Origin of the sequence: Mesorhizobium sp. M6A.T.Ce.TU.016.01.1.1, assembly GCF_003997065.1 — a bacterium.
GTDB lineage: Bacteria > Pseudomonadota > Alphaproteobacteria > Rhizobiales > Rhizobiaceae > Mesorhizobium > Mesorhizobium mediterraneum.
On sequence record NZ_RZTJ01000012.1, the window covers coordinates 116,546 to 137,671 of the forward strand.

At 61.8% G+C, this 21,126-nt stretch carries 19 protein-coding genes and 1 riboswitch; of the genes, 15 read left to right on the forward strand and 4 right to left on the reverse strand.

Annotation, left to right across the window (positions count from 1 at the left end; translation table 11 throughout):
* Window positions 1-21 precede the first annotated feature (21 nt).
* From EOC94_RS21440 to EOC94_RS21485, 10 genes are all read left to right on the forward strand, one after another.
* The gene (locus tag EOC94_RS21440; protein ID WP_127293282.1) at window positions 22-957 is read left to right on the forward strand and encodes a sugar ABC transporter permease; all 936 of its coding nucleotides are present in this window, start codon (window positions 22-24) and stop codon (window positions 955-957) included.
* Entirely contained in the window at window positions 950-1,852 is a 903-nt protein-coding gene (locus tag EOC94_RS21445) for a carbohydrate ABC transporter permease (protein ID WP_127293284.1), read from the forward strand. Before EOC94_RS21440 ends, EOC94_RS21445 begins: the two co-directional genes overlap by 8 nt.
* Window positions 1,853-1,862: 10 nt before the next feature.
* Complete coding sequence (gene ugpC, locus EOC94_RS21450; RefSeq protein WP_127293286.1) at window positions 1,863-2,960, forward strand: sn-glycerol-3-phosphate ABC transporter ATP-binding protein UgpC; 1,098 nt, start codon at window positions 1,863-1,865, stop codon at window positions 2,958-2,960.
* A 49-nt stretch (window positions 2,961-3,009) separates the two neighbouring features.
* Window positions 3,010-3,738, forward strand: coding sequence for an SDR family oxidoreductase (locus EOC94_RS21455; RefSeq protein WP_348627398.1), 729 nt, complete (start codon window positions 3,010-3,012; stop codon window positions 3,736-3,738).
* A 40-nt stretch (window positions 3,739-3,778) separates the two neighbouring features.
* Window positions 3,779-4,780 (forward strand): sugar phosphate isomerase/epimerase family protein, encoded by a 1,002-nt coding sequence (locus EOC94_RS21460; RefSeq protein ID WP_095484247.1) that lies wholly within the window; start codon window positions 3,779-3,781, stop codon window positions 4,778-4,780.
* Complete coding sequence (locus tag EOC94_RS21465) at window positions 4,777-5,589, forward strand: SDR family oxidoreductase (RefSeq protein ID WP_095484126.1); 813 nt, start codon at window positions 4,777-4,779, stop codon at window positions 5,587-5,589. Before EOC94_RS21460 ends, EOC94_RS21465 begins: the two co-directional genes overlap by 4 nt.
* 350 nt (window positions 5,590-5,939) lie before the next feature.
* A complete protein-coding gene (locus EOC94_RS21470) occupies window positions 5,940-7,127 on the forward strand; it encodes a magnesium transporter (protein ID WP_095484125.1) in 1,188 nt (395 codons plus the stop codon).
* 410 nt (window positions 7,128-7,537) lie between these two features.
* Window positions 7,538-8,812, forward strand: coding sequence for a tetratricopeptide repeat protein (locus tag EOC94_RS21475; protein ID WP_127293290.1), 1,275 nt, complete (start codon window positions 7,538-7,540; stop codon window positions 8,810-8,812).
* 95 nt (window positions 8,813-8,907) lie between these two features.
* Window positions 8,908-9,618, forward strand: a complete 711-nt coding sequence (locus tag EOC94_RS21480; protein WP_185928296.1) for a FecR domain-containing protein — start codon at window positions 8,908-8,910, stop codon at window positions 9,616-9,618.
* Window positions 9,619-9,633: 15 nt separating this feature from the next.
* Window positions 9,634-11,556, forward strand: a complete 1,923-nt coding sequence (locus EOC94_RS21485; protein ID WP_127293294.1) for an adenylate/guanylate cyclase domain-containing protein — start codon at window positions 9,634-9,636, stop codon at window positions 11,554-11,556.
* Window positions 11,557-11,721: 165 nt separating this feature from the next.
* Here EOC94_RS21485 and EOC94_RS21495 read toward each other — a convergent pair whose 3' ends face one another.
* From EOC94_RS21495 to EOC94_RS21505, 3 genes are all read right to left on the reverse strand, one after another.
* Window positions 11,722-11,919 (reverse strand): hypothetical protein, encoded by a 198-nt coding sequence (locus tag EOC94_RS21495; RefSeq protein ID WP_245465618.1) that lies wholly within the window; start codon window positions 11,917-11,919, stop codon window positions 11,722-11,724.
* Between the two features lie 192 nt (window positions 11,920-12,111).
* Window positions 12,112-12,621 carry a superoxide dismutase family protein gene (locus EOC94_RS21500; protein ID WP_127293296.1) on the reverse strand — a complete coding sequence of 170 codons (510 nt, stop codon included), beginning with the start codon at window positions 12,619-12,621 and terminating at the stop codon, window positions 12,112-12,114.
* Between the two features lie 158 nt (window positions 12,622-12,779).
* On the reverse strand, window positions 12,780-13,556 hold the full coding sequence (locus EOC94_RS21505; RefSeq protein ID WP_127293298.1) for a sulfite exporter TauE/SafE family protein: 777 nt from the start codon (window positions 13,554-13,556) through the stop codon (window positions 12,780-12,782).
* 339 nt (window positions 13,557-13,895) lie between these two features.
* Window positions 13,896-14,008: riboswitch (TPP riboswitch) on the forward strand.
* Between the two features lie 129 nt (window positions 14,009-14,137).
* Between EOC94_RS21505 and EOC94_RS21510 the strand changes: the two genes are divergently transcribed.
* From EOC94_RS21510 to EOC94_RS21530, 5 genes are all read left to right on the forward strand, one after another.
* Window positions 14,138-14,938, forward strand: a complete 801-nt coding sequence (locus EOC94_RS21510) for an ABC transporter permease (RefSeq protein ID WP_185928298.1) — start codon at window positions 14,138-14,140, stop codon at window positions 14,936-14,938.
* On the forward strand, window positions 14,932-15,693 hold the full coding sequence (locus EOC94_RS21515; protein ID WP_185928301.1) for an ABC transporter ATP-binding protein: 762 nt from the start codon (window positions 14,932-14,934) through the stop codon (window positions 15,691-15,693). Before EOC94_RS21510 ends, EOC94_RS21515 begins: the two co-directional genes overlap by 7 nt.
* Entirely contained in the window at window positions 15,690-16,703 is a 1,014-nt protein-coding gene (locus tag EOC94_RS21520; RefSeq protein WP_127293302.1) for an ABC transporter substrate-binding protein, read from the forward strand. Before EOC94_RS21515 ends, EOC94_RS21520 begins: the two co-directional genes overlap by 4 nt.
* Window positions 16,700-17,995, forward strand: coding sequence for an LLM class flavin-dependent oxidoreductase (locus tag EOC94_RS21525; RefSeq protein WP_127293304.1), 1,296 nt, complete (start codon window positions 16,700-16,702; stop codon window positions 17,993-17,995). The genes EOC94_RS21520 and EOC94_RS21525 overlap by 4 nt, the downstream gene beginning before the upstream one ends.
* A 176-nt stretch (window positions 17,996-18,171) precedes the next feature.
* Entirely contained in the window at window positions 18,172-19,881 is a 1,710-nt protein-coding gene (locus tag EOC94_RS21530) for an ABC transporter ATP-binding protein (RefSeq protein WP_127293306.1), read from the forward strand.
* Here EOC94_RS21530 and EOC94_RS21535 read toward each other — a convergent pair.
* Complete coding sequence (locus tag EOC94_RS21535) at window positions 19,851-20,966, reverse strand: AI-2E family transporter (protein ID WP_127293308.1); 1,116 nt, start codon at window positions 20,964-20,966, stop codon at window positions 19,851-19,853. The genes EOC94_RS21530 and EOC94_RS21535 overlap by 31 nt on opposite strands.
* Window positions 20,967-21,126: the final 160 nt, after the last annotated feature.

Below are 21,126 nucleotides of genomic sequence, written 5' to 3' on the forward strand. Positions count from 1 at the left end.
TGACCTTCGCTGGAGCAGCCGATGTCCACGCATGACCTGACTGTACCGGTTGCAGCTCCCGCAACCCCGTGGCGGGAGCGCCTGGGCACGATGGTGCCCATTCTGGTGCTGGCACCGTCACTTGCGGCGAGTTTCATCTACGTTTTCGTCTTCACACTCTGGACGCTCTATCTATCGCTCTCCAATTCGTCGCTGATGCCGACCTATGGGTTCGTCGGTCTGGACAATTATGCTTCGCTCTGGGCGAACCGGCGCTGGAACATCGCCTATACCAACCTCTTCCTGTTCAGCGGCTTCTATATCGTCGGCTCGATGGCCATCGGACTGCTTCTCGCGATCCTGATCGACCAGCGCGTTCGCGGCGAGGCGGTTTGGCGCACGATCTTCCTCTACCCGCTGGCAGTGTCCTTCATCGTCACCGGCACGGTGTGGAGCTGGCTCTATAATCCCGTCGACGGCATCCAAGCCTTCGTGCGGGGGCTCGGCTGGACCGACTTCAGCTTCGCCCTGACAGCCAACCGCAACACTGCGATCTATGCGGTGATCATAACCGGTATCTGGCAGTCATCCGGCTTCGCAATGGCGCTTTTCCTGGCTGGCCTGAGGTCCGTCGATCCGGATCTCGTCAAAGCGGCGCAGATCGACGGTGCGTCGGTTTCGCGGATCTATCGGAGGGTCATCCTGCCGACGATCGCCCCGATTTTTCTGGCAGTGGCGGTCATTCAGATCCAGTTCGCCATCAAGACGTTCGACCTGGTGGCAGCGTTGACGCGGGGTGGGCCAGGTGTGTCCACCACCTTCCCGGCGATCTACGTCTACGACCTCATGTTCCAGCGCGGGCAGATCGGCGAGGGCGCCGCTGCGGCGATGATGATGCTCGCGGCCCTTGCGGTTGTGCTGGTGCCCTATTCCTTATGGATCGTTTGGCGCAGGCGGGCGGAGGGCCGCAATGGCTGAAATTGCCCTCACCGCCCGGCATGATCCCGAAGCGGCCGCGGCTACGCGGCGATATTTCTGGAACCGCTTTCTTATCTATGCAGTGCTGACGCTTTTTGCTGTCATCTACCTTGCCCCGCTTCTAGTCGTGGTCTTCAACTCGTTGCGGGAGCAGTCCGAGATTGCCCGCAACGGCCTCATCTCCCTGCCGCGCAGCTTCCGCCTCGATGCATGGGCGGAGGCTTGGGGCACTTATTGCGTCAGCGGCACCTGCGAAGGCATGAAGCGCAATTTCTTCAACTCGCTCTGGATGGCGATCCCCGCGACGGTCATCTCCACGCTCCTCGGCGCCATGAACGGCTACGTGCTGTCGAAATGGCGCTTCAAGGGCTCGGAAATTCTGTTCAATCTGATGTTGCTCGGCGTCTTCATGCCCGGCCAGATATCGCTAATGCCGTGGGCGTTCCTGCTCGGCAAGCTCGGCCTAACCAATTCGACCTACGGGCTGGTCTTGATTCACGTCGTCCAGGGCATCTCGTTCACGACCCTGTTCTGCCGCAACTTCTACATCAGCATACCGGACGATCTTATCAAGGCGGCACGCATCGACGGCGCCGGCTTCTGGCGGATTTTCCGCAAGATCATCCTGCCGCTGTCGCCGCCGATTTTGATTGTCACCGTCATCTGGCAATTCACCGGTATCTGGAACGAGTATCTGTTCGGCGTTGTCTTCACCTCCGGCCAGCAGCAGCCGATCACGGCGGCATTGGTCGCGCTCACTGCCGGCGGCACGACCGCCCGCGCTTACGACGTGATGAGCGCAGCCGTGCTGATCGGCGCGCTGCCACCGTTGCTGATCTACCTGTTCGGTGGAAAATACTTCGTGCGCGGCCTGACACAGGGCGCCATCAAATGAGGCGTCGCCCGTGTCCACACTGACCATCCGCAACCTTCACAAGAGCTATGGCGGGCTCGAGATTCTGGCCGGCATCAATCTCGAGGCGCAGACCGGGGAATTCGTCGCGCTCGTCGGCCCCTCCGGCTGCGGCAAGTCAACCTTGCTCGCCATGATCGCCGGCTTGGAAACCGTCACGTCGGGCGAGATCTGGATCGGCGACCGGCTGGTGAACTCCGTGCAGCCCAAGGACCGCGACATAGCGATGGTGTTCCAGTCATACGCCCTCTATCCCACGATGACGGTGCGCGAGAACATCACCTTCGGCATGGAAAGCCGGGGCGTGCCCAAAGCGGCGCAAGAGGAAGCGGTAAAGCGGGTTGCCGCACTCCTGCAGATCGAGCAGTTGCTCAAACGCAAGCCCGGCCAGCTGTCGGGTGGCCAGCGGCAGCGCGTTGCGATGGGGCGCGCGCTGGTACGCGACCCAAAGCTGTTTCTGTTCGATGAGCCCCTGTCCAATCTCGACGCCAAGCTGCGCGTCGACATGCGCACCGAAATCAAGAAGCTTCACCACCGCGTCGGCAAGACCACGGTCTACGTCACCCACGATCAGGTCGAGGCGATGACGCTCGCGTCCCGCATCGCGGTGATGAACCAAGGCTCGGTGCAGCAGTTCGACACGCCGAAGCAGATCTATGACCGGCCAACCAACATATTCGTGGCCGGTTTCATGGGATCGCCGGCGATGAATTTCATCCCCGCCAGGCTTACGGGCTCAACCAGCATCGCGGTGCGCGCCGCCGACGGCAGCGACGCTACTCTCACCCTTGCCGCTCCGCTGCCCGCCGGCGCGCCAGAAGACGTAGTGCTCGGTGTTCGGCCAGAACACATCTACCGTTTCACGACGGACCTGAAGTCGCGGAAACCTGCTGTCGAGTCCATGCAGGCGCCGGTCGAATTGGTCGAGCCAACCGGGGCCGAGACGCTTGCCGTCCTCAAGCTGGGTGACCTGGAGATCACCGGCCGTTTCGAGCCGGATGAGGCTCCCATCATGGGCGAGACGATAACGCTTGGCATCGACATGTCGCGCGCCTGTCTGTTCGATCCAACAACCAAGGCGCTTCTGTGATCTGATGTCCATGCAATTCGCGACTTACCCGAGCTTGACCGATCGCGTCGTGCTGATCTCCGGCGGCGCCTCCGGGATCGGGGCCGATATGGTCCGCGCCTTCGTCTCGAATGGCGCGCGCGTGGGCTTTCTCGATGTGCAGGATGGACCCGCGGAGGCGTTGGTGCGCGAGCTTGATAGCGTCGCCGGGCGGCCCCCATTATACCTCCGTTGCGATGTGACCGACGTCGATGCACTGCAGGCGTCGGTCGAAGCCGTGCGTGCGCGGCTTGGTCCGGTCGCCGTCCTGGTGAACAACGCTGCCGACGATCAGCGCCATCCCGTTGACGCGGTGACGTCAGAATATTGGGACCGCAGCTTCGACGTCAATCTCCGGCATCACTTCTTCGCCGCGCAAGCGGTGCATCCGCATATGAAGGAACTCGGCTTCGGCTCGATCATAAACTTCTCTTCCATCGCCTGGCGTTTCGGGGCGGACCAGATGGTGGCCTATGCTACCGCCAAGGGGGCTGTGGTGGCCCTGACCCGCGCACTGGCGCGGTCGTTTGGACCTGACAACATCCGCGTCAATGCAGTCGAACCCGGCGCTGTCATCACCGAGCGGCAGCGCGAGCTGTGGTTCAAGACGCAGGACGCGATCGACCAGACGGTGCAGCGACAATTGATCCGCCGCGTCCTCTTGGGCGAGGAGATTGCGCGGACCGTGCTCTTCCTTGCCGCAGATGACAGCCGCATGATCACCAAGCAGTCCATCGCCGTCGATGCCGGTCTGCGCTGATGCGATCGCTTCCACATCTTTCAACGGGACTGTCACGCTGATGCTTCGTCTCGGCCTCAATCCTTACGGACTGACCTACTATCTCGGCCTGCAGGGTCGCGGCACGCCGCGGCACAATCCGGATGGGGCGGGGCTGGAAGGCTTCATGGCGCTCGCGCAGGAACTGGGCGCACGCACGCTCGAGATCTATGAACCGTGGTTGACCGACTTGCCGGACGCCGAGGTCGTCGATCTGCGCAGGCGTCTGGCCGCGCGTGACATCGTCCCGGTGGTGAGCGGCGGTCTTATCGTGGCCGGTCCCCTGGATAATGCGTTTCGGGCGGCGCGCCTGCTCGAGGCGACAACGATCCGTATCGCGCTGACCCCCGTCCTGTGTGGCGACCGCAACGCATGCGGCCAGAAGTGGAGCGAGTTCAATGCGACGATCCGCGCTGCCTTGACGGAATGGGGACCGCGTGCGGCGGCTGAGGGCCGGGTGCTCGGCATCGAGAACCATCAGGACTTCGGCAGCGATGAACTGGTCGCGTTCTGCGAGCTCGGCGGGCCCGGTGTCGGCATCACCTACGATACAGGCAACACGTTCCCAGTCGGCGAGGCACCGCTTGCCTTCACGCGGCGGATCGCGCCGCATGTCCGCCATGTCCACCTCAAGGACTATCGCGTGCAGTTCACGGATGAAGGCTACCGTCTGGTCCGCTGCGCGATCGGCGACGGCGCCGTGCCATTCGCCGAACTGGCAGCCATCCTCGCCGAGCACCACGACACGCTGACGGCCGTGCTCGAGCCGGGCGCGCTGGAGGCCCGCCACGTTCGCTGTCTTACCGACGACTGGTGGAACGGATATCCGCCGAAGACTGCGCGCGAGTTCGCGGCCTGCCTGAGTGCTGCGCACGTGAACCGCCTTGCGGACGATGCCGACTACCGGACGCCATGGGAGCGCGGCGATGACGGCGCGCTCGTTTCGTATGAGCTCGACATGATCCGGCGCAGCGCCGCCAACATGAAGAAGCTCGATTTCATTGCAATGGAGAAATCAGCATGACTGCCCGAGAACTCAGCGGCCTGACTGCCTTCGTGACTGGCTCGGGACGCGGCCTCGGCCGCGTGATGGCCGAACGCCTGGCCGAGCTTGGCGCAAACGTCGCGATCCACGATCTCGATTGGACCCGGCCATCCCAATATGGCGAATTCGCAGACCTCGGCGAATCCGCAAGGGGTTTGGAAAAACATGGGACACGGGTGACCGCGGTCACGGGCAATATCGGCGACAAGCAAGCCGTCGCCGAAATGAAGCGGAAGATCGAGGCGGACCTCGGCGATGTGCACGTTCTGGTCAACTGCGCCGGCGGCGACATCGGCGCCAAGGGAGTAAAGCCCAGTCCCAACAACGCGCTCGACATCGACTATGACGACATCAAGGTGCTGACCGAGAACAATCTCATCGGCACGATGCTGGTCTGCCAGGCGTTCATTCCGCCTATGGTCAAGCGCGGCTCTGGCTCGGTGATCAACATAGCCTCGGCGGCAGCGCATATCGGATGCTCGCCGGAGGTGGTCTACTCCACGCTTAAGGCGGCCGTCGTCCATTATACGCGCTGCCTCGCCAAGGAATTGATCGACGATGGCGTGCGCATCAATGCGGTGAGCCCCGGCGCCACCAAGACGGCACGGTTCCAAGCGAGCCGCGTGGTCGATCCGGAACGCATGGATTCAAGCAAGAAATCGCTAAACCGGTATGCGGAGCCTGAAGAGATCGCCGAAGCCGTGGCCTTCCTCGCCGGTCCGCGCGCGCGCTTCATCAACGGGCAGGTCATCCGCGTCGATGGCGGTTTCACAATCTTCCCAGGTTAAATCGCGGCCGTTCACACGGCGAATTGTCGGGCTGAGCGCACCCCAATGAGCAGGGCCACCACGGCCCATTGCCGACCTTACTTCGTTGATGGGTTGCAACCTGCTCGCAGAGCCCACGAAGCGACGGGCGAGTTCGGCAACCGAAAATTCTCTTGGCGACACGCTGACGTTACAGCCCGCTTGTATGCACCCACGCAATGGCTCAGATTGTTTGGGTCCGGTCTACTCTGCGCCCTGAGAAGGCGAAGATTTCCGGATCGAGGCGCTGGGGCACTGCGCGCCACGGCAGAGCGGGCGAACCGCTCCCGTCTACACGTTCAGAGGCGGAACATTAGAGGTTGGGGGCACAGATGAGGCAAGAGAACGACGTTGAGAAGTGGGTGCGCACGCTGCGTGCTCGAGCACCTGACGACGCGGCCGAATTGCTTGCCCGAGAGTCTCCCGAGTTCATCCGGGACCTATTGAAGTTGTTGCCGGATAGGCACGCCCGGAAGGTGGCGGAGCATTTGCCATCGCATATGAGGCCTGTCACGCCTTATGGCGACGGCAAGGATATCGCGTTCCCCGGGTCTGTCATCGAGCTGATGGACCCGATCCCCGCCAGCGTTCCTGTCGGAACGACGGTAGCCGCCGCGGTCGAGGCCGTCAGGCGCGCGCAGGTGCCGACCGAGTTGACTTACCTCTACATCACGGACGCGGGCGACAAACTCGTTGGCCTGGTGGTCCTGCGCGATCTGATGCTGAGCGAACCGGCCGCCACGGTCGATCAGATCATGCTGCCGAAACCGTTCGCCCTTCACGTCGATATGCCTTTGGGTGAAGCCTGCACGGCGGCGGTACGCCGTCACTACCCCGTCTATCCCGTGGTGAACGTGGAGAACCGGCTGCTCGGGCAGGTTCGCGGCTGGCGGCTGTTCGAGCAGCAAATCATCGAGATTTCTGCCCAGCCTGGCCAGATGGTGGGTGTCCAGAAGGAGGAGCGTTCTTTCACGCCCCTGGTTTCAGCCTTCTTGAAACGTCATCCGTGGCTGCAGCTCAACCTGCTGACGGCCTTCATAGCCGCTTTCGTGGTCGGGTCGTTCACAGGCACGATCGAGAAGATCGTCGCTTTGGCGGCGTTCCTCCCGGTGCTGGCCGGGCAAAGCGGAAACACCGGCTGCCAGGCACTGGCCATGACGTTGCGTGGTCTCGCCTTAGGGGATGTGGACAAACGACCAAAGCTGCACCTGGTGCTGAGGGAGGGGGTGCTCGGGATCGCCAACGGCGTGCTCGTCGGTCTCGTGGCGGCCGCGGCCATGTGGTTCTACGCGTCGCGGCAACCGGAGTCGGCAGCCCAGGCGCCCATGCTGGCGCTTGTGATCCTGCTCGCAATGTCCGGATCGTGCCTCATGTCCGGGATCTCCGGCGTGCTGATCCCGTTGGGCCTGCGGCGGGTCGGCGCCGATCCGGCCGTGGCTTCCGCGATCTTCCTTACCACGGTTACCGATATTGTAGGCATGGGCCTGATGCTGGGGCTTGCCACTACGCTCGTGCTGTAGTGGCGCACATTTACGCAGCCCGTCCTGAGAAGCATCGCCCGCCAGCTCTCCGAGCGCTTGCGCAACGCGGCGGAAGACCTTCGGATGAGCTGCATGCGACCCTGATGCGTCAAGCGGCGACCAGATACGTGCAGAATCGCGCAAACAATATTGATCTTGTCGGCTGCGCAATCCACGGCTCATTATGATTTGGCTTAGTTGCCGTTTGTAGCGAATACTTAATCGAAGTCCAGCAACGCTGAGAAGATGTTTGACCAACCAGCGTAGGCGAAATGCGAATGAACCCGATAGTTTGTTGCGCAGCTGCAACAGCTACTGAAGACTCGGAGATCTCGTGACAGTTCCGTCGCTTTTTTTCGTGCAGGCGTGCTAGATCCGCTGCACTAGTCGGGTTGGGTGGGGTTCTCGGCATGCATTCCTCGTTTTCAATGATCTTCGGCTTCGCCGCGGCGCTGCTCTGTGCCGGCATATTGCCGGCCGGCGCACAAGGTCTCTATCCGGCCTACGACGATGCGTTTTCGGCCCGCGTTGCCAATCCGACCGACAACGGGACGCTAGCTCAATTCGTCACAGTTGCCGTCAACGCAGGGCAGTACGATCAGGCGATCTCGTCGATCGAGCAGTATCTGATCAAATATCCTCGCGATGCGCGCGCGCGCCTCGCGGCCAGCCGATTGTACTATTATGTCGGATCCTATGAATTGGCCCGGCGGCAGGTGCAGTACGGCCTCGAGGTCGGGGACCTGCCCGCGGATGAGCAGCTGGACGCCGTTCGCCTGCTCGCCCGCATCGAGCGCGCGTTACTTGGCGTCACCTGGGAACTCGCTCTGACTGGCGGCATGTTCAGCGCATCCACCGATTTTGAGCCGGGCGGGGCCGAAGACGACCGCACCTTGGTCTCGCCCTATGGGCGGGCGGACGGCTTTGTCCGGTGGGATCTCGGCACGCCAAGTGCTGATGCACTTGTCCTCTCGGGATCGTTGACGGCGACACAGCGCTTTTTCACAGAAGACCTGTCGGTTCCCGGTGCCGAGGAGACTTTTATCCACGGTAACGCCGCCATTACCCTGGACAAGGGGCTGCCCAACAGCGGGATCGATTCCCTGCGGCTGCTACTTTCCGCGTTTACCGTTACAGATCGCTTCGACAACGATGTCCACGAGACCGGCGTCGGCCTCAGTGGACGCTTCCTCGTTCGCCCCACAGTCGAGACGACGCTTTTCGCAGGTGCTGGCTACATCGATCTAAGCGGCTCGAAAGGCATCTTCGCCGATAGCAGGGTCTTCTATGAGGCAGGCGGCAGCTACCGCTTCCGCAATGGCCAGGCGCTCGGACTGCGCTTGGTCGGCTCGAATGACTTCGCCTCCGGATCTGGCGAAATCGGCCGCAGCTATATGGGAGAGGTCCGCTACGGCGGCGTACTGATGGAAGTACCGGACCTGTTCGTATGGTCTCACCAGGTCGCCGTCTCGGCCGGCCACAGCGACACTCCCGACTTGTCCGTCGGCATCGGCACGAACATAGAAAGTGACTTCTGGCGCATTGCCTCGGAAAGCGATTTTCAGCTCACTGACTGGCAGAAGGTCAGTGTCGACCTCGCCTATCGCGAAACCGACTTCGATATCGCTAGCGGCGACCGGAATTCATTCGAATTGCTCGTGAGCTACACGTTGACGCTCAACTGAAAGAGGCCGCGATGAGGACCCTGTATCGTCAGATAGCCACTTGTATCGCCTGCCTTGCCTTTGCGGCACCATCTGTCGCTGAAACGGTCGGGTCCATGACGGCCTACCAGACCAACATCATCCGTAATGACGGCGAGGCGATGAACGTCGGCGCTGGCGTCGAACTCGGCGACCAGCTGCGTAGCAATGTCACCGGTCTCGGAATGCTCGTGTTCCGGGACGAGTCGAGCGCCAAGATTGGTCCGAACACCAGCCTGACGATCGATGAATTCGTCTACAATCCGGGGTCCCGATCAGGAAAGATCGATATCAGGATGAACAGCGGCCTGGCCCGTTTCTACGGCGGTCAGGTTTCGAAGGGCGGCGACATGCGAGTTGCGACGCCACACATGGTGCTCGGAGCCAGAGGCGGCATCATTGAAGTGCTTGTGATAGCTGGTCAGACCGTCGGCATACTGCGCGCCGGCCGCATGACCTGCATGATGAATGGCCGCAAGCTCGTGGTCACAAACCCGGGCCACGCCTGCACGTCGGACAATGACAAACTGCTGACCGGCTACGGCGGTATCGACGCCTTCCCGATATTGGACAGCATCGAGCGGATAGCCGGCACCGGCCTCCCAGGCAAACCGGGTCCGGGGCTGGACGTAAACGCGATTTGTGCGTCAGCACTCGGCAACTCGCTCAAGGCCTGCAAGTCCACCGACGGCGCATTGCCCGGCGTGGCCATGGAGTTCCCTGACAGCCCAGCGCCCCCTGTAGGCAGCGGGGTGGATGAGGATGACTGCTATCCCGACTGCCGGTAGGCCCGGCCGGCCGGCATGAGCCCCTTGGCTGATTGGCGGCGGGCTGCCCGGCGCAAGCTTCCGGGTCTTGCGGTCGTACTCTTGCTGCTCGCTTGCCATTTTGCTTTCGACGGGCCGCTATCGCGCCTGCGCGAGCGTACGTATGACTTCTACCAGTTCCTCGCCCCGCGCGAGGCGACGAGCAATCCTGTTGTCATAGTCTCGATAGACGACGCGAGCCTTAAGGCATATGGGCGATGGCCCTGGAACCGTGGCCTTTTGGCCGATCTGGTCGACGGTGTCGCCGAGTCCGGTGCCGCGGTGATCGGGCTTGCGCTGGTGCTGCCCGAGGCTGACATCTCTCCTGATGGTATCGCCGGAGACAAGCGCCTCGCGAGCGCACTGGCGAAACATCGAACGGCGCTCGCCGTCAGCCTGGGCAATGAGGCGACCGTATCAGAAGCAGAGCCCAAAGCCGGTTGGTCGATCGTCGGGCAAGTACCCGAGACGCTTCCTGGCTTCACCGGTCTGACTGGCTCGCTTCCGGATTTCTCGACCGCCGCTGCAGGCCTCGGCGTCATTCGCGCTTCGCCGGATCCCGACGGCGTATTACGCCATGTGCCGCTGCTCTGGCTCCGAGATACGGCTCAAGGCGTGCAGCTCTGGCCGTCCTTCGCGCTCGAACTCCTGCGCCTCTACGCCGGAGAGAACGGCTACGTGGCCCGGATGAATGCCACCGGGTTTGACGCGCTCAGGATGGCCGGCACCATTGTGCCACTCGAGCCGCAGGGCAGCATCCGTCTCTGGGAAACCGACACCAATACGCCTCGCATATCTGCCAGTAATATCCTTTCGGGCCGCGGCGATCCGCGGCTGCGGAACGCGATCGCCATTGTTGATCTGTCAGCCGTGGGATTGACGCAGTATCTGCCCACCCCGACGCGTCCGGCGCGACCAGGCGTGGACATCCACGCTGATGCAATCGGCCAGATGCTTGCCGCGCGCTATCTTGTAGAGCCAACGCAAGCGCGTACGCTGGAGCGGCTGTGGTTGGTCCTCAGTGGCATCGTTTTCATCGGACTTTCGGGAGTTCTCGCCGAGCGTGTCGCGCTTGGCGCACTCGCTCTGGCGCTCCTGGCTGCCACACCCTTCGCGTTCGGCGCTCTCGAATACAGCCTGGAGGGTGCACTCTATGATCCATTGCAGCCGGCGCTTGCGACGATCCTCGTAGCCGGCTTCGAAGGCTATGTCCTCTACAGGCGCAGCGAGCAGCGTCGGTCCACCCTGGCACGGCAGTTTTCGCAATATCTGTCGCCCTCCGTGGTGCAGCGCCTCGCAAATTCGGATACCGAAGCGATCCTGTCCGGAGAGAAGCGCGAGATCACAATCCTGCTGAGTGACATACGCGGCTTCACGACGATGAGCGAACAACTCGGTGCCCAAGAAATCGGAAAGGTGGTCAATCACTTTCTCGGCCTTGCGACCGATGAGATACTCAAGCGCGACGGGACGATCGACAAGTTCATGGGCGATGCCGTGCTAGCCTTCTGGAACGCGCCGCTTGATCAGCCAGATCATCGCGAGCGCGCGCTCGAGGCGGGGCTTGCCCTGATCGAACGGGTGAAGCGCGAAAATGCCGGTTTCGCCGCGCGCGGGCATCCCTCCATCGAAATCGGCGTCGCCATCGAGACTGGCATCTGCTCCGTAGGGAATTTCGGCTCCGAACGGCGCTTCGATTACACCGCGATCGGCTCGCCGGTGAACCGCGCGGCACGGCTCGAGTCAACGACCAAAAAGCTGAGGATCCCTCTGGTGCTTGGTCCCGGATTTGCGCAGGGAGCATCAATGCCAGTTGTGCAGGCGGGTGTGTTTGAACTGCAAGGCTTCAAGGGCGAGGTGTCGATTTTCACCGTTCCGGAGATGTACGCCTCGTCGCGATCTGCCGAGGAAGTCGTATGATGTTTGGCACCGGCTCAACTCGCTACCTCATTGGCAGCCGGCGAGCGAAAGCCAAGAGCGGCGGAAATCCGATGGGCGGCCTAGGCTACCATGTCGCCCAGTTCGCTTATGCGTTCTTCCGGCACCCGGTTTTCCGGGGCGGCGATGTTCAGCGCCGCGATTATCTTACCCGGTGCCACGAAAACCGGTGCGGTGATCGGCGCCGTTCGGGCCCAGGATGGCGAAAATCATGCCGCGCGGCACATCGAGATCGATACCATCGACCGCGCGCAGCTTGCCGAAGGTCTTGACGAGGCCGCGGGCAGAAATGGCTGACTGGGCAAGACCCGTGGAGGGCACACCCATGGGAGAAGTATCGTTCATGCAATCATCCGGCAGTCACAGAATGAACGCCAATTTCGGCGTGATGGCTGCGTTGTCAATCCTCTTCAGGCGCACGAGCGTCCGGCCTATCCTCATGCCAGAGACCCGACCGCGCACGGTGACCTAACCCTCGAGGGTTACGAGCCAGTCAGATCATATGTCGGAGAGGCCTATTACTCGTCTCGGGGCTTTTCACTCGATCACGGCGCAGGCCTGACGATTTCCGGCATCACCGGCAGGCTGGCTTTTGTAGTCGTCCTGTCCGCCGTGGATCATCAATGCCTTGCCTCGTATTGCCGTTTCTCCACCGTCCAGTTTGACCATGCTGTTGAAAGCCTGGGCACGCAAAACGCCGTCGGCGCCGACTCGCTGATTTGGCATGTCGCCCGCGTGCGGGCCTTTTCCAGTGAGATATCCATGTTCGGCATTCGTCGGATTGAAGTGCCCACCTGCCGAGTCATGGCCGGTCTGATGGTCGCACTTTCCGGTTTCATGAACATGGAACGCGACCCATTCACCCGCCGGCAGTCCTGTTACCTCCAACGCGATCAGCACACCCTGCGCCGTCTCGGTCAGCGTGGCCGTTCCGTTCTTCTCGCCAGCCATGTTGACGAATTCGGCTTTCGCGGTCGCGGTGTCCTGAGCCGCTGCAGGCATCGCGACCGCCAGCGCCAATCCTGTTGTTGCAAGCAATTTTTTCATCCACTCAGCCTCCGGTTGTCCAAGGACCCCAAACAACAACGGGGCCTCTTCGTTCCATTTGGGAATGGAGTTTGTCTCCGGCGCGGCCGCCAGAGAAGCGGGGGTGATGCGTGGAACTCGATAGTCTCCGTGTCATGGAGTGAAGTTTCACGACGTGATTACACCAATTCGAAGAGTTCCGCGGTTTGCCAACCTGCCAGCAGCATGATGACAACGCCAACGAGCCTGAGAAGCGTCTTTTCTGCGATTGACTTCACTACCAATCCGGCCATCGGCGCTGCGACTACGCCGCCAACGATCAAGCCGGCAACGGAGAGTAGATTTTCCGTTAGCTCTCCTGCCTCCTCCCAATGGCCCGTTAGTAACGCAAACAAGAAGGTCAGAGACACCGACAACGTGATGAGGAACTCGCTGGCATTGACCGTGCCAATAACGTAGCGGGGCGTGCCGCCAAAACCGAGAAGGCCCGTCGTTACGATGGGTCCCCATCCGCCGCCCCCTGCGGCATCGAGAAATCCACCACCTAGTCCAAGGGGAGGTACCACGCCTGGAGGGACCGGATTGCTTGGGATCCGCCGGAATGACCGGAACAGGAGCCAAGCTCCGACGAGCGCAAGGTATGTGGTCACATACGGCTTCATGACGGCTCCTTCAAACGAGGTGAGCACAAAAGCGCCGAGAACGCCGCCGATCACGCCAAATGGCATCAGCCGCCAGAAAAGCTTCCAGTCAATGTTGCGGTGATAGAGGTGAGCCGAACCTGAGGCCGCAGTGGTAAACAGCTCAGCCGCGTGAACTGAAGCCGAAGCGTGTGCAGGAGACACGCCAAACCCCAGTAATGTTGTCGAGGAAACCACGCCGTAGGCCATGCCGAGAGCCCCGTCCACAGCTTGAGCTACAAACCCCACGAACGCAAAAAGAAGGAATTCTTGCATTTGGCTCTCCAACAAAGTGCGGGTCGTAATTGGCGATAGAGAAACTCGCTACCTACAACGTATGCGATTATATCTTCACGCTTCCACAATTCACCAAACGCGTGGCATCGATAATGGTGACGACGAACGGAAAACGATCCGCTCGACCGACGCCTTTCCCATACCTTCACAGTCATTTAGTTTCTCAGAATATTGAGGGCGATCTCGGACAGGACGCCGGATTGGCATTCTTTTTCTGTTTTGCTCAGATGCCCCTGCGGGTACCTGAACCTCCTCTGACCCTGAGGTTTCACGGGCCGGACGCAGACTTGCAGCTCCACCCTTTATCTGTTTAATTGCCGCCATCCACAGGGGTGCTCCGTATCGTCGGGGCTGAGAGATGGGCTGCAAGCCCGTAAACCCTAGAGCTGATCTGGATAATACCAGCGGAGCGAGGCGGGCGATGTTTTCTGGCGCACAGATTTTTCTTTTTCCGATGTCCGGCGATTTCGTGGGCCCGCCCGAGGACCATATCACGATCGACCTCACGGTCGCGGCCAACGGCCCGACCCCGCGCTGATCTTTCGCGCCGGAGGTCTCGCATGTCTCAGCTCTTCTCCGCCGCGCCGCGAATCGCAGCCTTGTTCGCCAAGGTCGGACCGGCCTTGCTATCGGTCGGCACGCTGGTTTTGGCTTGGGAGCTCTATGCGCGCATTTCGGGCATCTCGCCCACCACGCTGCCGGCGCCGTCACGAGTCCTCGCCCAAGCCATCCAGCAGCGCCAGGCGCTGTTCGACAACACCGTGCCGACCATCAGCGCCACATTGGCGGGTTTCGCCTGCTCGCTGGCCGTTGCCTTCATCCTTTCGGTGCTGATCGACTTCTTCAAGCCGCTGCGCCGCGCCCTGTTCCCGGTATTCATTATCAGTCAGATCCTGCCGCTGGTGGCGATCGCCCCGCTGGTCGTTCTTTGGTTCGGCTTCGGGCTGACGCCGAAAATCATGCTGGTCGCGCTCCTGACTTTCTTTCCCATGCTGGTCGCGCTGGTGCAGGGTTATGAATCGACGGATCGGGACATTTCGGCGCTTCTGAGTTCGATGGGCGCTTCCCGCATGCGCATTTTCCTGCTGGCCCGCCTGCCCTCCTCGCTGCCCTATTTCTTCGCCGGGCTGCGCATCTCGATCACCTATGCCGTGGTCGGCGCCATCTTCGCGGAATATGCCGGCGCGGCCAAAGGGCTCGGCATCTACATGCTCAACGCCAAGAACAATTTCCGACCCGATCTCGTGCTCGCGGCCGTGCTGGTCAGCGCGTTGCTCACGCTGGCCCTGTTTGCCGCCACGGTGCTGATCCAGCGCGCCGCCATGCCATGGGAACGGCTCGATGCCGCGCGAAAATCATGAACAGGCGGCTGGAATTGCGCCAGATCAGCAAAAGTATTGGCGATGTCGACGTGCTTGCCGGCATCACCCTGCATGTCGAGCCGGGCGAATTCGTTTCAATCCTCGGCCCCTCCGGAGCCGGCAAATCCACGATCTTCAGGTTGCTGACGGGCGGTCTCGAAGGCCACGACGGCGGCATCGACTTCGACGGGCGGCCACTGGCCGACGCGCGCCGACCGTTTGCCTTCATGCCGCAGCACGACGCCCTGATGCCCTGGCGCACGGTTATCGACAACACCGCGCTCGGCCTGGAAGTCCAGGGCATGTCCCGTAAGGCGGCGCGCGACAAGGTGGCGCCGCTCTACGGCGAATTCGGCCTTGCGGGCTTCGAGCAAAAGTATCCGGCGCAGCTTTCGGGCGGAATGCGCCAGCGCGCCGCGCTGTTGCGTACCGTCGTTCAGGACCGCGCCATGCTGTTGCTCGACGAACCGTTCGGCGCACTCGACGCCCTCACGCGCACCGGCATGCAGCGCTGGCTTCAGACGATGTGGGACCGACACCGCTGGACCGTCCTGCTGATCACCCACGATGTCCGCGAGGCGGTCTTCCTGTCCGACCGCATCTATGTGCTGAGCGGCCGCCCTGCCCGCGTGCTGCGCGAAGTCGCCATACCTCTTCCGCGCCCGCGCAAGGATCTTGCCTCGCCGGAAGCCAGCGCCATCGAAGCCGACATCCTTCATACGCTTCTCGATCCACAGCCCGCCCAAAGGACATGACCATGCTTTCAAGACGCCTCTTCATCGCTGCCGCATTGATCACCGGGCTCGGACCCGTCACATCCGTCTGTGCCCAGCAGACTGTCACCGTCGCTCTCGACTGGACGCCGAACACAAACCATGTCGGACTCTATGTCGCCCGGGCGAAAGGCTTCTACGCTGAGGCCGGGCTCGACGTGCAGATGCTGCCCTATACCGACACTGCGGCCGGTACGCTGATCGCCAACCGCGTGGCCGATTTCGGTATACTGGGATCCATAGGATTGTTCACCCAACGCACGGCCGGCGCCGACCTCGTCGCCACCTACGCCATCATGCAGACGGAAACCGGCAGGCTGGCCTTCAATGCGGACCGCGCCGATATACAATCCCCCAGGGACCTGGACGGCCTGACCTATGGCGGTTTCGGCAGCGCCTGGGAGAATGCGCTGATCGGCACCATCATCCGCCATGACGGAGGCGAGGGCAAATTCGAAACGGTGACGCTTGGCACCTCTGCCTATGAGGCCTTGGCCAATGGCGCAGTCGATTTTACGCTCGAAGTCTACACTTGGGAGGGGATCAAAGCGGAGCTTGACGGCAAGGCCCAGCGCGCCTTCCGCTACGCGGATTTCGGCGTGCCCGACCAACACACCAATTTCATTGGCTCAAGCCAGGCCTACCTCGAAAAGAACAAGGACACGGCAACTGCGTTCATCGCCGCGACCAGGCGCGGCTACGCCTTCGCCGTCGAACATCCGAAAGAAGCGGCTGATATGCTGATCGGAGCAAACAGCGACGTGCTGACCAACCGTCCGTTGATCGAGGCATCACTGAAGGCGCTGGTCGACGGCCACTATCTGCAAAGCCCCGCCGGGGCGATCGGCACGATCGATCCCGCAAAGATGGAGGCTATCGGCGACTACCTGTTCAAGGCCGAAATCCTGCGCGACGGCGATGGAAACCCGGTCAGCGAACGACCCGATTTCGCAGCCTATTACAGCAACGCCTATCTGACCGACCAAAAATGAGCCCGCCGCGGCTCATGCATCTCAATGCCGTGATCTTCGGCCTCGGCAGTCACGAGGCCGGTTGGCGCATGCCCGAAAGCGACCCGCTTGCCTCGACCAGCCTGGCCTACTGGGTCGATATCGCCCGGCGCGCGGAGGCTGCCGATTTCGACGCTCTGTTCCTCGGCGATGTGCTGGCCTTGCAGGGTGGTGCCGATCGGCATCTTTCCGACGCGATGGATCCGCTGCTGATCCTATCGGCGATCGCTGCCGTCACTAGCAGGATCGGACTGATCGGGACTGCATCGACCAGCTTCGATCACCCTTTCCACCTCGCCCGGCGCTTCGCCTCTCTCGACCACATCAGCAAAGGCCGTGCGGGCTGGAACATCGTCACCTCGTCTAACGTGCTCGAGGCCCGTAACTTCGGACTGGACGCCATGCCGGAGCATGACGAGCGCTATGCCCGCGCAGCCGACGTGGTCGACGCAGCCATAGCGCTCTGGCAAAGTTGGGCTCCCGATGCGCGGACGCCGGACAAGGCCGCCGGGCGATACTTCGATCCTGACAAGGTCCGGCCCGTCGATCACGCCGGTCCGTTCGTGCGCACCGCGGGCCCGCTCAACGTGCCGCGATCGCCCCAAGGTCGGCCGCTCCTGGCGCAGGCCGGCTCGTCGGAAGCTGGCCGCGCCTTCGCCGCCCGTTACGCCGACATCGTGTTCACCGTCCAGGCGACGCTGACGGAAGCGCAGGACTTCTATCGCGACATCAAATCACGAGCGGCCGCCGTCGGGCGCGATCCAGACACGGTCCTGGTCTTTCCGGGAATCGTTCCGATCGTCGCTCATACCAGGCAAGCAGCCGAAGAGCGGCTGGCCGCGCTGAATGGCTTTACCGTGACCGACCATGTCCTTGCCAAGCTCGGCGAATTCCTCGGCGAGGATCTAGCCGATGCCGAGCTCGACGCGCCGCTACCGCCCCTGTCGAGCGCACGGCCGAACCAGTCCAGCCAGAGCCGGGTCGGCGTGCTGGTCGGAATCGCAAGGCGGGACAGGCTGACACTAGGCCAGTTGCTCATGCGCCTCGCAGCTGGCCGCGGTCATCTGCTCGCCGTCGGAAATGGCCGCGACATCGCCGACACGATGCAGCAATGGTTCGCGGGCCGAGCGGCCGACGGCTTCAATGTCATGGCGCCCGTCATGCCCGCCGACCTGCAAAGCTTCGTCGACGAGGTAATGCCTTTGCTGGAGCGTTCGGATGTTTTCGGCGCCGGGCGCACTCTTCGCCAGCGATACGGTCTTCCGACGCTTTAGGGTCCAGAGTCCAGATCCAATCCCGTTCGTCCGATCAGAGCGCCGTAAGCCGCCAGGCGCTGCTTTGCTGCGCGGACAGGTCATCACCGTCCCGCCCTTTCGAGCATGCCGGAATTGACACCCTCGCACAGGCATGCTCCTGGCAATCCAGACCTTCGAACAGAAAAAACGTCCCAATGCTTCGTAGATTTTTCTCATACTACCGCCCCTGGAAGCGCCTGTTCATCCTGGATTTCTGCTGTGCGGTTCTGTCTGGCATGCTGGAGCTCGGGTTCCCGATGGCGGTCAAGGTGTTCGTGGACGAACTGCTGCCGAGCCAGCAATTGCTGCTGATCCTTGCTGCGTCGGCCGGCCTGCTTGCCATCTATGTGCTGAACACCGGGCTGATGGCGGTCGTGGTTTACTGGGGTCATATGCTCGGTATCAACATCGAGACCGAGATGCGCCGGAAGAGCTTCGATCACCTGCAGAAGCTCTCGTTCCGCTTCTATGACAACCACAAGACCGGCCACCTCATCGCCCGCGTCACCAAGGACCTGGAGGAAATCGGCGAGGTCGCCCATCATGGTCCCGAAGACCTGTTCATCGCGATCATGACCTTCCTCGGCGCCTTCGCACTGATGTTCCTGGTCAATCCGCAGCTTGCATTGATCACAGCGGCAATTGTGCCGCTGGTCGCCTGGGTGACAAGCCGCTATGGCGCGCGCATGACGCGCAACTGGCAGGCGCTTTACGGGCGGGTCGGCGATTTCAATGTTCGCATCGAGGAGAATGTCGGCGGCATGCGGGTGGTGCAGGCGTTCGCCAATGAGGACCACGAACGCAATCTTTTCGCGCGCGACAACGCCAGCTACCGCAAGACCAAGCTCGATGCTTATCGCATCATGGCCGCCAGCACGTCGCTGAGCTACATGAGCATGCGGTTGATCCAACTGGTGGTAATGATCGCCGGAAGCTACCTCGTGCTGCGTGGCGAACTTTCCAGTGGCGGCTTCGTTGGCTTCTTGCTCCTGGTCAATGTGTTCTTCCGGCCGATCGACAAGATCAATTCGGTGATCGAAACCTATCCGAAAGGCATCGCCGGATTTCGCCGCTATGCGGCTCTCCTCGACACGGAGCCGGACATTGCGGATCGGCCTGGCGCAGTTGATGCACCGACGCTCAAAGGTGACATCAGCTACCGGGATGTCACCTTCGGCTATAGCGGCGAACGGCCGGTTTTGAAGAACATCGATCTTGACATAACAGCAGGACAGACCATCGCCTTCGTCGGGCCGTCAGGCGCCGGCAAGACGACCCTGTGCTCGCTGCTGCCGCGTTTCTACGAGGTCGACAGCGGCGCCATCACAATCGACGGTTTGGATATCCGCGACATGACGCTGGCCTCGTTGCGCGGCCAGATCGGCATCGTGCAGCAGGACGTGTTCCTGTTTGGCGGCACGATCCGCGAGAACATCGCCTATGGCCGGCTGGACGCGGTCGAAAGCGAGATCGTCGAGGCCGCGCGCCGCGCGCGCCTCCACGAACTCATCGCTTCCCTGCCGGAAGGCCTCGATACGATCATTGGCGAGCGTGGCGTAAAACTGTCGGGTGGTCAGAAGCAGCGCCTGGCAATCGCGCGTATGTTCCTGAAGAACCCGACAATCCTCATCCTGGACGAGGCGACGTCGGCACTCGACACGCAGACCGAGCGGGAGATCCAGCAGTCGCTGGCAGAACTTGCGCAGGGCCGGACCACCTTGGTGATCGCGCACCGGCTGGCGACGATCCGCAATGCCGATCGCATCGTGGTGGTCGCCGAAACGGGCATCGTCGAACAAGGTCCCCATGATGAACTGGTCGCGCGCGGCGGTGCCTACTCACGGCTGGGCGCGGCTCCGGACTGACGTGATGGCTTTGTGTCGCGCTTTGACGCCGGTTCCGCCTCGGGTTGGTCGTTCAATCGTTTCTTGAGGATGTCAATGAGGCTGATGGTGACCGCGATCACCGCAGGGCCAAGGACGAGCCCGGATGCTCCAAAGAGAACGATGCCACCGACCGCGCCGATAAAGGCCACCACCGTGTGGAGCCGCAGCCGGCTCCCGACAAGCATCGGATAGAGCAGATTGTCGATGCCGGCGACGATGACGCCGCCCCAGATGGTCAGTATCGCCGCGCTCGCCCAAGCCCCTTCCAGCGCGAGATAGATCGCTGCCGGCACCCAGATCACGAATGCGCCGAGCACTGGCACGATGGCAAGAAGTCCCATTACCAGACCCCAGAAGACCGGAGTTGGCAGGCCCAGCCACCAGAACATCAGGCCGCCCAGCGTTCCCTGCACAGCGGCGACAAACACGGTGCCTATCAGGATCGCATGTACCGTCTCGGCAAGGCGGGACAGTATGTATGCCGTCTCCGGTGCACGCAGGGGCGAGAGACCCTCGATCCCCTGTAGAGCGGGTTCGCGGTCCCGCAGGAAATAGAACAGCAGATAGAATGTCAGCACGAACATCACGGCCTGATTGATCGAGCCGCGCAAAAGCGATGCGCTTTGTCCCGTCAGCCATTGTACCAATGCGGCGACCGTACCGGCCGGATCGACTTGGTTCTCGATCCACTGGGCAACGGCCGAAAGCCTGGGATAGTTCGACATGAAGCCGTCTGCGTTCCAACCCCGGATGACCTCCTCCAGATAGGTAGCGCCGTTTACCGCCTCGCGAACAAGCTGCTGTGCCACGAAGATGAGCGGCAGGCCGACGGCAATCGCCGCGACGCTCACCGATATCAGTGCAGCCAGGTTTCGATTCCTGAGCCTTTCCTCGACCCGCCGATGAGCCGGATACAGGATGATTGCCAACACCAGCGCCCAGGTCAATGCGGGCAAAAAAGGCAACGCCAAGAGATAGCAGACATACAGACCGATCGCCGTCGCAGATACGATGCCGAGCAATCTCATCTGTTTCATATCGGGTATTTGTTTCAGGTCGGGCATCTCTCGCCGCCTCGCAAACCAGACGAGCCTAGTGGATTTCCTGACAGAATGGCAGCTGCCGTTGCCGTACCTACGGCTAGGTCGCTGTCGAGTGTGACGAAAATGGCCCGGCCATTTTCTCGCTCTTCGGGCTCATTATGCTGATTGGGCGCCCGTGCGC

Coding starts and splice junctions, on each gene's coding strand:
- EOC94_RS21440 (WP_127293282.1), top strand. CDS start 22: ATGTCCACGCATGACCTGACTGTACCGGTTGCAGCTCCCGCAACCCCG.
- EOC94_RS21445 (WP_127293284.1), top strand. CDS start 950: ATGGCTGAAATTGCCCTCACCGCCCGGCATGATCCCGAAGCGGCCGCG.
- EOC94_RS21460 (WP_095484247.1), top strand. CDS start 3,779: ATGCTTCGTCTCGGCCTCAATCCTTACGGACTGACCTACTATCTCGGC.
- EOC94_RS21465 (WP_095484126.1), top strand. CDS start 4,777: ATGACTGCCCGAGAACTCAGCGGCCTGACTGCCTTCGTGACTGGCTCG.
- EOC94_RS21470 (WP_095484125.1), top strand. CDS start 5,940: ATGAGGCAAGAGAACGACGTTGAGAAGTGGGTGCGCACGCTGCGTGCT.
- EOC94_RS21475 (WP_127293290.1), top strand. CDS start 7,538: ATGCATTCCTCGTTTTCAATGATCTTCGGCTTCGCCGCGGCGCTGCTC.
- EOC94_RS21480 (WP_185928296.1), top strand. CDS start 8,908: ATGACGGCCTACCAGACCAACATCATCCGTAATGACGGCGAGGCGATG.
- EOC94_RS21485 (WP_127293294.1), top strand. CDS start 9,634: ATGAGCCCCTTGGCTGATTGGCGGCGGGCTGCCCGGCGCAAGCTTCCG.
- EOC94_RS21495 (WP_245465618.1), bottom strand. CDS start 11,919: ATGAACGATACTTCTCCCATGGGTGTGCCCTCCACGGGTCTTGCCCAG.
- EOC94_RS21500 (WP_127293296.1), bottom strand. CDS start 12,621: ATGAAAAAATTGCTTGCAACAACAGGATTGGCGCTGGCGGTCGCGATG.
- EOC94_RS21505 (WP_127293298.1), bottom strand. CDS start 13,556: ATGCAAGAATTCCTTCTTTTTGCGTTCGTGGGGTTTGTAGCTCAAGCT.
- EOC94_RS21510 (WP_185928298.1), top strand. CDS start 14,138: ATGTCTCAGCTCTTCTCCGCCGCGCCGCGAATCGCAGCCTTGTTCGCC.
- EOC94_RS21520 (WP_127293302.1), top strand. CDS start 15,690: ATGACCATGCTTTCAAGACGCCTCTTCATCGCTGCCGCATTGATCACC.
- EOC94_RS21525 (WP_127293304.1), top strand. CDS start 16,700: ATGAGCCCGCCGCGGCTCATGCATCTCAATGCCGTGATCTTCGGCCTC.
- EOC94_RS21530 (WP_127293306.1), top strand. CDS start 18,172: ATGCTTCGTAGATTTTTCTCATACTACCGCCCCTGGAAGCGCCTGTTC.
- EOC94_RS21535 (WP_127293308.1), bottom strand. CDS start 20,966: ATGCCCGACCTGAAACAAATACCCGATATGAAACAGATGAGATTGCTC.